Consider the following 11,813-nt stretch of genomic DNA (forward strand, 5'->3'; position numbering starts at 1 on the left):
GCTATTGAAAGGGATGCCTCCGGAAAGAGGCATCCTTCGTTCATTCAGGATTTTGTAAGCGCCGCTATTTTCGCGCTGAAATGAGGTTTTGCGCAGCCAACGTCGCGAACTCGACAAAAGGCAGTATCCCCGGAACAGGGCAATCCGGATTCCAGCCCACGGCCATTGAAATTTCGACGGACATATCGTCCACAACCCGAGTAACAACGCCGTTGGTGGCCATCGCAGACACCCACTCCGGCAGGAATGTAATCCCGACGCCGGCGGTCACAAGGGCCAGAGCCGTGTTGGTGTCGGAGACCGCTATGTCGTTCTCGATCAGCAGTTCGGCGCCGGAAAGCTGCTCGTAGACAGTCTCAAAACTCGATAGCTCGAAGCGCTTAAGCGCGAAAACACCGTGCCCGGCGAAATCTGACAATCTCAATGTCGGTTTTCTCGCAAGCGCGGATTGGCGAGGCATGACGGCGACAAATCGTTCCGAGAGAAGGTGCCGAAACCGCACCAGATTGCTGTTGGATGGCGGTCGCATCAAGCCGACATGGAAGTCACCACGCTCGATCCCTCGCAGAAGCTCGATGGAATCGACCTCTTTGATGACAAGCCGTGTTCTGGGAAACCTTTGCCGGAAACGGCTCAGGACCAGGGGGAGGAGTTGACTGGTTGCCGGGCTGATCGCTCCGATAACCAGCTCTTCACCGCCGGGACTGAGCCAGCCAGCTTCCAGCTTGGCGTTGAGGATCGCCTCGTCAAGCTTCAAGAGAATTTCGCGGGCATGATCGAGGAATGACACCCCCGCGCGCGTCAACTCTACGCGCCGCGTCGAGCGGATGAAGAGTTGCACACCCATGAGATCTTCGAGCCGCTTGATCTGCTGGCTGAGCGTCGGTTGCGACATATTCAGTCGGATCGCGGCCCTGCGGAAATGCAGTTCTTCCGCGGCAACGACAAAGCAGCGGATGCTTCCGATTTCTATTTGATACGACATCTCCGATTACCAATACAATTCGACGTGACATTCAAATCCGGAGATTAGAATGTTACGTCGACATTTGTTGGAACGCACCCATCCGATAGCACGCGCAACGCAATTTCCGGAGTTCTAGTGTGTCTCCACGGCCTTTGGTGCCGTCCCGCCCACGCGCGCACGCATGTGTGGGTTGAGCCACCACTCCGCCAGCATGACCAAGCGGCTGACGACAAAGGTGATGAACAGATAGATCGCTCCGGCAATGATAAATACCTCGACCGGTCTGTAGGTCGCCGAGATGATCTGCTTCGCCAGGCCAGTCACTTCGATAATCGTGATCGTTGACGCGAGCGACGTCGATTTGATGATCAGCATCACTTCGTTGCCATAGGCCGGCAACGCCTGCCGAATGGCGATCGGGAACACGATCCTCCGGAATTGAAGAAAGGTGGACATTCCGACTGCACGCGCAGCTTCGATCTGCCCGAGCGACACTGACTGTATCCCGCCACGGATGATCTCGCTGGTATAGGCCGCGGTATTGAGAGCAAGCGCCAGGATCGCGCAGAACCATGGCTCGCGGAATGACGACCAAAGGCCAACTTCCGTCAGAAAACCTCTGAACTGTGCTGACCCGTAGTAGATCAGGAACATCTGCACCAGAAGGGGCGTCGATCTGATGATGTAGACGTAGCCATAGGCCACCGAGGACACGATACGGTTCTTCGATAGCCGCATCAGCGCGACAGGCACAGAAACAAAAAAGCCGATGACAAGCGATGTGAACGCGAGCGTCAGGGTGGTGGGTACGGCTGCTACAAGTTTAGGGAATGACTCGGTGATGAGTTGAAAATCCATCTTATTGGCTCCTCACACCGCGGTTCGCCCAATTTTCAGCTTTTAGAAAACCTCTGTTTGAAAAGGAGGAAAGCAGAAGGAAGATTAGGAAGGCGGTGATGTAGAAGGTGAAGGGCTGTTTCGTCGAACCCGCGCCCATGGCCGCTGTCCGCATGATCTCGACGAGGCCGACAACGGAAATCAGAGACGTATCCTTGAGGGTGAACTGCCAGACATTCCCAAGGCCAGGGAGGGCAAATCGGGCGGCTTGCGGTATGAGAACGCGGTGGAGCCGCAGCCATGGGCCCATACCGATTGATTTTGCCGCTTCGATCTGACCGGGCGGAACAGCCAGGACAGCGGCGCGAATGACCTCTGTCGCATATGCTCCAGCACTAACGCTGATGCAAAGCACGCCGATCACAAAGATCGGTGGCTCGATGTATCCGTCGTATCCGAACAGCCCGTTCGCAATGGTGCGCAGGAGTGTGCCGCCGCCGAAAAACACGAGGAATATGATCAGCAGTTCGGGAACGCCGCGAACGACTGTCGTATAAATGTCTCCGAGCAAGCGCAGCAACCAGAAACGTGAAAGCTTCGCCGCCGCAAAAATCGAACCGAAGATGATTCCGAAAAAGTAGGAACAGGCTGCAACGACAACTGTCATCAGCGCACCGCGTGCCAGTTCATCACCCCAGCCGGCATCCCCCCATTGAAGTAGTGTCAAATCCATGGCTTACGCCCCAAGGTTGGCAAAAACGCAAAGAGCGCCGGCCACACGAGTGCCGACGCTCCGACTGAAATAGAATTTACTGTTGGGGTGAGGCGTCGTAGCCGAACCACTGCATGGACAGTTTCTTGACCGTGCCATCGGCGACGGCGGCATTGATCGCCTTGTCGAACAGGGCTTTGAGGTCCGTATCTTCCTTGCGGATACCGACACCCACGCCCTTGCCGAACACTCCACCGGTCATTCTCGGGCCAAACATCTTCAGGTCTTTGTTGTCCGGCTTGTCGGTGAGTGGCTTCAGGAAACTGACCGATGCCAAGCTTGCATCGATCCGGCCGGCCTTCAAATCCATCACCACGTTGTCAATGGTATCGTATGTCGAGATCTGAACGCTCGGCATCATCTCCTTCATGAATCGTTCGTGAGACGTGCCGGTCTGAACACCGAACTTTACCCCTTCGAAAACCTTGGTGAACTTATCCAGCTCCGCCTTCTGTTCGGGGGTAATATTGTCGAGCGGCAGGTCCTCGATCGATGTCTGGGTTTTGAGAAGCGGGCTATCGGCCGTGGTGACGAAGGTCATCGGCGTCAGAAGATATGGCCTGGAAAACGATATCACCTTCTCGCGTGCCGGCTGAATTCCCATAGCCGCCATGATGACGTCGTAGCGACCGGCCGTCAGTGATGGAATGATGCCATCCCAAGCCTGCTCGACGAACTTACATTCGATGTTCATGCGCTTGCAGAGATCGTTCCCAAGATCTATATCGAAGCCGATCAGCTTGCCGCCCGCGTCCTTGAAGTTATAGGGTGCGTAGGACCCTTCGGTCGCGATCGTTATGCTCTTGTAGTCCTTGGCCTGGATCGGGCCTGCCGCGACAAGCATGCCAGTTACGACGGCCGCAAACGCATTCAAGTGGAAGAATTTCATCACGTTCACCTCTGTTGCTGTTTTGTTTATTTTCGAATCCTGATTGATCTGCGCGCTTGCACGCCTACAGAACGCTGGAAAGGAAGGCCCGACACCTTGGTGATGTCGGATTCTGGAACACTTCTTGCGGCGTTCCCTGCTCTTCGATTTGCCCCTTTTCGAGGAAGAGAACCTTGCTCGATACATCGCGAGCAAAACCCATTTCGTGCGTCACCACGACCATGGTGCGCCCCTCTTCGGCGAGCTTCCTGATCACCTTCAGGACTTCGCCCACCAATTCCGGATCGAGGGCAGAAGTCGGTTCGTCGAAGAGAAGCGCGCTCGGTTGCATCGCCAGCGCGCGTGCGATGCTGACACGCTGCTGCTGCCCACCGGACAGTTGAGACGGATAGGCGTCGTGTTTGTTTGCGATGCCGACCTTGTCCAGGAAATCCATCGCACGGTCACGCACTTCGCCCTTGGGCTGCTTGAGAACGTGGAGAGGCCCTTCCATAACGTTCTGCAGGACGGTCATATGTCCCCAGAGATTGAAGCTCTGGAACACCATGCCGAGCTGCATCCGCATGCGCTCGATCTTTTTGCGATCGACGCCGACCAACCGGCCGGATGCATCGGTCTTGACGACAACCTCTTCCTGACCAACCGCGATACGGCCTTTATTCGGTGTTTCAAGGAAGTTCATACAGCGCAGAAAAGTGCTCTTGCCGGAGCCCGAGCTGCCGATAATCGAGACCACGTCGCCCTTATTGGCCGTGAGTGAAATCCCCTTCAGAACTTCAAGAGTTCCGAAGTTTTTATGCACATCTTCTGCCACCAAGGTGGGTTGAGTAGCGTTCATTTGCGCTCCCTTGTTTTATCAATCCCTGTCTCTTGCGATGCAGCGCAAAACCGTCAGGACGGGACAGCCGAGAATGACGCTGCTGGTATCTGCCCAGCATTCATTCTCAACGGTGCAGCACGTGTTGACGTGACCGCCGCAGTGCATTCTTCGAGAGTAGGACCCGGTTTTCTATTGTTACTAAAAGCTTGCCTTCCATATCGCAAGGGCAGTAATAGGCATGCGCCCATGTGCATATGTTATGGAGGAAGTTATGATCCAGTCGCGCCAGTTGGAAGCGTTCCGGGCTGTGATGCTGACGGGCGGTATGACGTCGGCAGCTGATCTCGTGAGGATCACACAACCCGCAATCAGCCGCCTCATCAGGGATCTCGAGGAGGAAACCGGCCTTCGTCTTTTCGACAGGATCGGCAATCGATTACGACCAACCCGTGAAGCCGGTATCCTGTTCAAGGAAGTGACGCGGCATTTCAACGGAATTCAGCACATAGACAAAGTCGCGGCTGAATTGAAGAAGTCCCATATGGGATCTCTCAGGGTCGCCTGTTATACCGCACCCGCTCTCAGTTTCATGTCCGGCGTCATTCAGACGTTCATCGCTGACCGCCCCGATGTGTCGGTCTACCTGGACACGGTTCCCTCTCAGACGGTCCTCGAACTGGTGTCGCTACAGCATTACGATCTTGGAATATCAATATTGGCCGGCGACTATCCCGGTCTCACCGTCGAACCCGTTCCCTCGTTTCGCGCTGTGTGCCTGCTGCCGCCGGGCCATCGTCTCGAAGACAAAGAAACTGTTCATGCAACAGACCTTGAAGGAGAGTCGTTGATTTGCCTCTCTCCCGTGAGCCTGCTGCGGATGCAAACGGACGCTGCGCTGGACAGTTGCAACGTTCTTTGCAATCGGAGGATAGAAAGTAGTCTAGCGCTCAACCTATGCGACTTGGTTAGCAGGGGAATGGGTGTCGGGATCGTCGATCCCTTTACTGCCGACTACTACAGCGCTAATCCGGTGGTGCAACGCCCCTTTGAGCCAGTCGTTCCGTACCATTTCGCCATAGTGCTGCCGACCGACAGCCCACCACCGCGATTGGTCGGCGAATTCCGGGCGGTGTTGCTCGATGCCTTAAAAGCCCTGCCCTATGAGACGGTTTGACAATGTAGCATGTTGAGAGGTGACCTTCTCTATCCATGGCATGGACATGTCATTCTTTGAAACTCTCTCTCAGTCCCGTGCGAACCTCATGTATTGGGTGACGTGCTGACATATTGTCAGCCCAACTTACCCAGGGTATTGAATAGGCCTTGGCTATGCTGCTGTTCGGAAAAGCAAGTTGAGATGGTTGCGTGCCCCCGCAACCACGCTACAGCACGACATGCTATCCGGCAGTAGCCCAAAACTACGATACAGTACTCCATAGCACTGCGATCAGACGCTAAATCCCCGACATAAACACAAATTCCAAAGCCCGCAGGTGCAAAGCGGGCAGGGCGCTGGCGCGCCCATGCCATATGTTCGAGGGATATACAACGTCGCAGTATGCCAACGCCGCTTCTCGGTACCATGATCGATTAACAGCATTGACGCTCTCTACATACTGGCGACCATGCGGCGAGGTTACGGGTGCGTCCCAAATGGGACCAAGGTGGTCGTGCCGCAGGAGAGGACGGCGGATCGAATTGCGGCGTCATGAAGTCGAATGCAGTCGCGCTGAGAAGGGATTTCTCAGTGCGACTATGTTTCCACGAGCACTAGGAGGTCGCGACCGGACGTGAAAAACCAGCCGCCTTCATCGCGTTCTCAGCCGATGTGTATTTGGAGTTGACGGATAGATATCGGCCGCTCAGCCACGCATCAATTTCGTAGCCTTCGGCTCTCAATCGCTCAATCTGCTCATTTGAAAGATGCAACTGGTCCGGGAGGAGGCGGGCAAAATCGTGTTCTGGGCTCAGGTGCATGTGTTTAAATCGGAAGCCGTCTCCGTCTTGAGCGAGAACGTTCAAAAGCTTCGTTTCTTGGTTCTTGTATGCCTCGATCAAGTTGTCATAGGTGCTGATGAGAATCCCGCTGTGCGTTTTCTTATCTGAAAACACCTTTCTCCTGTTCTCATAAGTCTTGTCGTCGGACCGACCATAGACCAGCGCATACTTGAATTCCGTGCGTTGACGCTGTGTAGGAAGCAGCGGAGCCAGACGATCAAGGATCTCAGACCTGTTTTGCTCGATGGCGATTCTCCAACTCTCTACCTGCTGTATAGCCTTGTTAAAGCTGGAGTCGAATACAGCTTCATCAGTCTTTGTTGTGAAGATCTTTTTCAGCGGGGACTCAATCTCAACGAACACGACGTTCACAGTGTCCGAATCGGCGCTAATATACGCGAAATCAGTTGTTTTCTTCGTGCTGACCTTAAACTTGGAGATTATGCGACGCAGATAGACGCCCTGGTGCGTTCTAAACTGCGGATAAAAAAGCTCGGTGTTAGATTCGATGTAGTCCTGAACTTCTTGCTCTTTCTGTTTCCCCTCCGTCTTCGGGGAGTCAAGTAAAAGGCGAAAGTCTTTAAGAAATTGTGGTTCAAGTTCTTCGGGAGAGAAGGTCATCTGAGATCGCTATTTGGTTGGCTCGGCGCGAAAGTAGACGCTTGATGTTAATCTTTGGTTGCAGAAGCGGCGGGGGCGAACCCCGTACCGTTCAGCGGACGGGGCCCAGTCTCGGCGAGCTCAGGCAGCAGCTTGGGCGAGGGCACGATTAGTGTTTGCGTCGCAGCGTCTGAAGTTCGAAAGCAGGCCAGTCAACGTGGATGCCTCATGTGCCAATCCATGGCTTGCCCCAGTCTGTTGCTCGACCATCGCAGCGTTCTGCTGAGTGCCCTGGTCCATCATGTTCACCGCAGAGTTGATCTCCTGCAGACCGATCGACTGCTCACGAGAGGCCTGCACGATTGCTTCGATGTTCCGGCTGACTTCCTGTACGTCACCCACGATCATTGCAAGCGCTTCGCCTGTGCCGTTTACAAGGGAAACCCCCGTCGAAACCTGCTCTCCAGACGCGGTGAGCCGCAACCTCCATTGATAGTGAACTGCAGCCTTGGACACGGAAGCTGCGAGGATCGGTCAGGGGAATGAGAAGCTGATGACCGCAAACAACGCTTAGCTGTTGCGACCTTGCGTTGCTCACCTTGACTTGTTCGCGTTCAACCGGGTTTGATACTTCATGAAGTCCATACATAGCATGCGAACGGGGCGAAATGGCGGGTAAAAGAGATCTCTTAACGCGTGTGGAATTCACCGGTTACTGGTGGATTGACGCCGAATCCGAAAGAAATGTGGCGGGTGTATTCACATATGACCCTCAAGAGGGTTGCACGCTCGCACTACACGGCGATCTTTGGGAACAACCGGATGGAGAAATCCCCCCGATCCTAAGAGGCCTATCGTCATCTGGCGACAAGATCACTCTGCTGAACTGTTTGGTGCTTCGAAATAAACTGCGAAGTGGCTCGTTCAACGTCGTTGAGCTCGCATGCCACATCGCGTTGATAGGTAATTATTATCCCGATGAGAGTCTGATGTTCCGTAAGTCGTCGGTGAGGTTCACCAACCTCGATGATTGGATATTCGCGCGCTACGTTGAAATGAAGCCTCGCAAGAATGGGGATCTCGTCTTCTCTGTGAAAAGGGGCCGGCAAGCTACGCTCAAATGCTCCGCCGGCGGCTATGAGGCGCGTCTCATCGGAGAATTTAGGGCGAATGCGAACTCTCTCGGCGCCGAGGTGAGTGCTGGAACGGAGCTTTACGTCGTTGCCAAGAAGCCGCAAGAACTGGCTTGGCATTTGTCCGAGATTGAGAGCATCAACGATCTCGCCTCTCTTGTCTTTGCCGCTCCGACGTTTCTTCTCAGCGTTTCCATGTACGGAGAGACGAAGCGATCAGAGCGATTCGGCAGCCAAACCGAAAAGGTATCGGCTTTCTTCTATCGTGATGGCCTGCGTCCGCCCGCCCGCTCTGTTTATCCTCTTATCGCGCTGAAACGCCTCCAGATCGTGTCTCCGGACATCCTCAGTGTTTGGCGTGAAGCAAGTGATCGGTTCCGCGAGGTGATTGATCTCGTTATCCTGATCCTTGGGCAACATCATAAGACGGTCGGGGCCGGTTTCCTGCTGTCGATGCAAGCCTTTGAGGCATTTGATCGCCTGGTCCATCCCGAACAACTCGTTTCGGACGACGACTTCAAGGTCGTCTCCGATGCGATGATCCGTGCGATACCACCGGGTACCCAAATCCGATTGCGTGATAAGATGAAGGCGGCGATCCAGTACGCCAACGAGCCATCCTTGCGAAACCGGCTCACCAGCTTGCATAAGCGGATCGCCGAACAATACGCACCTGAGGCTTTGGGTTTTAAAAAGTCTTCTCTTGAGTTGCTTGTGAAGACACGCAACTATCTGACGCATTACCCGGAAGCACTGAAACCGTTCATTCTGTCAGAAGATAAGATGGCCGAAGAAACGGACCGAATGTGCCTGATCATTCTGCTATCCATATTTGATGAGCTTCGCGTCTCTCCTTTGGAAATTCTGCGGGCCGTGTTTCTTCACAACAGGTTTCGCCGTTTCGTCGGTGAACTTGAGGAATCGATCTTGAAGAAGCAGCAGGAGTCGGGCGGGTCGCAAGAGCAAAAGCGATAGTCCCGACGGCTGTGGATTATCAAGATGGGCCGGATCATGGCTGGAAGCGGACAACAGGGGATTGGGTTGAAGAACGACTGGTATGAGTGCTTCAGTCAGTTGGAGCAAAAGGAACGGGAAGGGATCGACTTTAGCCGGTTGGCAGTTGATCGCGCATCGGCGATCGCGGTCGTCGCACCCCATGGCGGGGAAATCGAACCTCATACCTCGATCATTGCCAGGACGATCGCAGGCCACACACTGTCGCTTTATCTTTTCGAGGGGCTGAGGCCGCATCGCGATCATTGCGAACTACATATCACTTCGGAAAAATTCGATGAGCCCTTTGCGGCGCCTATAGTATCTGCGGCACAGATAGTCCTTGGCGTTCATGGTCGGGCAGATAATGGAGACGGTGAAACCACTTGGGTCGGCGGTCTCGATTTTCAGCGACGTGACGGGATTGTCGCCGCACTCGTTAAGGCGGGTTACTCTGCGGAGATCAGGCGACCGGGCCAATCTCTCGCCGGCGCCGCACAAAACAACATCTGCAATCGCGGAAGGACTCGAGCCGGGGTGCAGTTGGAGATCCCTCGATCGCTACGTGATCAGCTCGCCGGAAATGGCGAGAAGCTGGCGCGTTTCGCCAACGCTGTCCTGCTTGGAATGAAAACCGGAGAAGAAGGCGCGGTTGATGCCGTGGAGCCTCTGGGTTGATAATTATCGCTGATAGCCATATATATAAACCCTGACTATCAACCACGTACTGCTCCCGCGACGGCGTGAGCCGTGAGTAGGCCATGAGTGAACAAACGATATCTGCGGCCGACATCGATCCGGTCGTACGCGCTGCTGCGGAACTGCATGCTCGAGAAGCAGGGCAGACACTCTCTCAGTACCTTGCTGGTCTCGTATTCAACCAACCAACCGCAGGAGACACGGAACGGTGGAACGAGAAGTCGTCTAGTCATCAATGGCGATTGAGCCCCCATTGGGCAGACAGCGAGGAGTTTCACCACTGGAATATGCGTGTTCGCGAGACGCTTCTCCCTAACGTTTCGGCTAGCCCTACGCTGAAGCTTGTCTTCGTCTTCAATTCGCGGCTCCACTCGGCAGCACTTCTTATGGGGGCTGCATTTCACGAGGCGTCGGTGTCGGATTTCGAGCTGCCCCGGTACCAGCGTTCACCCGTTCACCGTATTCAAAAGAGGCGAAACTGGTACTCGCACATCGTGGATGACTGTCTCGCGCGTTCGAAGGAGGTTCGACAGGCTCTGTTGCACAGGTGGACCCCGACGCCACGCGCCGAGCAACTGGCTATCGATGCTTTCGTTTTGTTGACCGAGTTGACACCGGCTCGTACCGAGCTGTTGAGACTTTGCCAATATGACAGGCCCCGAGCCTTCTCGGAACTTGCCAAGCACATTGATCTCGCCGCCGACCAGTTTCAGCTCTCGGCCGATCTCTTGGCGGAGGTTGAGGGAGGAACCAGGGCGATCGAATTGAGCGATGAGCAGAGGTTCGTCAACATCAGCACTGCTCTTCTCGATCGCTCCGGCGGCGGGGTTTCCCTGACGGAAGGCGCGAGGGTGCTCGGCACGACCCGCCAGGCGCTCCATAAGCGGGTCAAGCTAGGCTCGGCATTCGGTCTCATGCACGGATCGGAAATCGTTCTTCCCAAGTTCCAGTTCGTAACCATCGACAATGAGACGCGCTTGCTCGAGGGGTTGGCCAAGGTCACCAAACTCTTTGATGACAGCGGCGCAGGCCGTTGGTCGATGCTGCAGTTTCTGATCGACACCGATCCCAACCTCGCAGACACACCACAGCGAATTCTTGCTGAAGGACGCGTTAGCGACGTCGTAACGGCGGCCAAAGCCTATCTTGGCATGGATGAGGGCTGAGAGTGCCGACCTCTACTGCTCCGACAGCCCGCTTTCCCTCGGGACTAAGAATTACTGCGTTGGATGCGGGCGACGTGGTTGTCCGAATCCATCAGAAGATTCATGGTGCGATCTTCTTCGGGCCAGCGTCCGGTGCTACGCCTCAAGGTCGATTCGATGCGCCTGCTGGCCAGTACCGGCTATTGTACGCAGCCCAACGTCTGGAAGGGGCATTTGTTGAGACCGTACTGCGTAGGCCTGCGAACCGCATCGTTCGGCGAGCGTTTGTGGACGAACGCATGTGGACACCGCTTCGCATGCAGCGCCAACTGGTCTTAGCGAAGTTGATGGATGAAGGCCTGCTCTTTCACGGTGTAGATGCTTCCATCAGCGCCGGCGCAGACTACGCCCCGTCACGTGCGCTCGCGCTGGCTTTGCACGAAGACTACCCGGACTTGGACGGTTTGGCGTATCGGTCCCGACATAATAACGGCGAGGTTTGCTATGCCCTGTTTGACCGTGTCCTGTCGAGCGACCTTGTGACATTGCCCGGGCAGCGATTTGAAGATGACCCGACGAGAACCGACCAGCTGATGCGTCTGCATGGTGCGGTTTTCGATACGAGCCTTGCAATCGCCTGATCAGAAAAATCGGATGGGCGATATCTCGGGCTTGGACCAGCGGCAGCCAGTGAATGGAATGCTTCGCGCCCCGACGTTTTAGCACTACTTTGGCAGAATTGAGTTTTCGCTTTGAAAGTGGTGTTGACAGTGTGGACATCGGATCTGTGCTGCGGATACCGATGAGCGAGCCGCCAGATGCAAAAGGATCGGTTGCAGCTTGAGAAGATAGGTCGACGGCTTCAGTGAACCGCGCCGGGTTTGCCGGAGACCGTTTGGTTTAAGTTATGCGGCCATGGGTGGCGCGTCCAGCATGGCGTGATATCGTTCTTCGGCCTCG

The 11,813-nt window shown here is 55.1% G+C and carries 11 protein-coding genes and 1 pseudogene; 5 read left to right on the plus strand and 7 right to left on the minus strand.

Annotated features, from left to right (window positions below):
- Nucleotides 1-64: 64 nt before the first annotated feature.
- The 5 genes from FHS76_RS21035 to nocP form a co-directional block, all read right to left on the minus strand.
- Nucleotides 65-985, minus strand: coding sequence for a LysR family transcriptional regulator (locus FHS76_RS21035; protein WP_183657761.1), 921 nt, complete (start codon nucleotides 983-985; stop codon nucleotides 65-67).
- Nucleotides 986-1,099: 114 nt separating this feature from the next.
- Nucleotides 1,100-1,825, minus strand: coding sequence for a nopaline ABC transporter permease NocM (gene nocM, locus FHS76_RS21040; RefSeq protein ID WP_183657776.1), 726 nt, complete (start codon nucleotides 1,823-1,825; stop codon nucleotides 1,100-1,102).
- A gap of 1 nt (nucleotide 1,826) precedes the next feature.
- A complete protein-coding gene (gene nocQ, locus FHS76_RS21045) occupies nucleotides 1,827-2,537 on the minus strand; it encodes a nopaline ABC transporter permease NocQ (protein WP_183657790.1) in 711 nt (236 codons plus the stop codon).
- 76 nt (nucleotides 2,538-2,613) lie between these two features.
- Complete coding sequence (locus FHS76_RS21050) at nucleotides 2,614-3,465, minus strand: lysine/arginine/ornithine ABC transporter substrate-binding protein (protein WP_183657792.1); 852 nt, start codon at nucleotides 3,463-3,465, stop codon at nucleotides 2,614-2,616.
- A gap of 64 nt (nucleotides 3,466-3,529) precedes the next feature.
- On the minus strand, nucleotides 3,530-4,303 hold the full coding sequence (gene nocP / locus FHS76_RS21055; RefSeq protein WP_183657803.1) for a nopaline ABC transporter ATP-binding protein NocP: 774 nt from the start codon (nucleotides 4,301-4,303) through the stop codon (nucleotides 3,530-3,532).
- A 253-nt stretch (nucleotides 4,304-4,556) separates the two neighbouring features.
- Between nocP and FHS76_RS21060 the strand changes: the two genes are divergently transcribed.
- A complete protein-coding gene (locus tag FHS76_RS21060) occupies nucleotides 4,557-5,459 on the plus strand; it encodes a LysR family transcriptional regulator (RefSeq protein WP_183657807.1) in 903 nt (300 codons plus the stop codon).
- Between the two features lie 596 nt (nucleotides 5,460-6,055).
- On the opposite strand, the gene FHS76_RS21065 is transcribed toward FHS76_RS21060, so the two are convergent.
- Together FHS76_RS21065 and FHS76_RS21070 are read right to left on the minus strand one after the other, a co-directional pair.
- On the minus strand, nucleotides 6,056-6,904 hold the full coding sequence (locus tag FHS76_RS21065; RefSeq protein WP_183657811.1) for a Shedu anti-phage system protein SduA domain-containing protein: 849 nt from the start codon (nucleotides 6,902-6,904) through the stop codon (nucleotides 6,056-6,058).
- Nucleotides 6,905-7,024: 120 nt separating this feature from the next.
- Nucleotides 7,025-7,360: pseudogene (locus FHS76_RS21070) on the minus strand (methyl-accepting chemotaxis protein); the annotation flags it as partial.
- Nucleotides 7,361-7,551: 191 nt separating this feature from the next.
- Here FHS76_RS21070 and FHS76_RS21075 point away from each other — a divergent pair.
- The 4 genes from FHS76_RS21075 to FHS76_RS21090 all read left to right on the plus strand — a co-directional run bounded on the left by FHS76_RS21075 (nucleotide 7,552) and on the right by FHS76_RS21090 (nucleotide 11,494).
- Nucleotides 7,552-8,991, plus strand: coding sequence for an ApeA N-terminal domain 1-containing protein (locus FHS76_RS21075; protein WP_183657814.1), 1,440 nt, complete (start codon nucleotides 7,552-7,554; stop codon nucleotides 8,989-8,991).
- 24 nt (nucleotides 8,992-9,015) lie between these two features.
- Nucleotides 9,016-9,687, plus strand: a complete 672-nt coding sequence (locus tag FHS76_RS21080; protein ID WP_235992823.1) for a poly-gamma-glutamate hydrolase family protein — start codon at nucleotides 9,016-9,018, stop codon at nucleotides 9,685-9,687.
- An 83-nt stretch (nucleotides 9,688-9,770) separates the two neighbouring features.
- A complete protein-coding gene (locus FHS76_RS21085; protein ID WP_183657817.1) occupies nucleotides 9,771-10,874 on the plus strand; it encodes a hypothetical protein in 1,104 nt (367 codons plus the stop codon).
- Nucleotides 10,875-10,948: 74 nt separating this feature from the next.
- Nucleotides 10,949-11,494 carry an RES family NAD+ phosphorylase gene (locus FHS76_RS21090; RefSeq protein WP_328700556.1) on the plus strand — a complete coding sequence of 182 codons (546 nt, stop codon included), beginning with the start codon at nucleotides 10,949-10,951 and terminating at the stop codon, nucleotides 11,492-11,494.
- Nucleotides 11,495-11,813: the final 319 nt, after the last annotated feature.

This window comes from Brucella daejeonensis (genome assembly GCF_014199265.1).
Lineage (GTDB): Bacteria > Pseudomonadota > Alphaproteobacteria > Rhizobiales > Rhizobiaceae > Brucella > Brucella daejeonensis.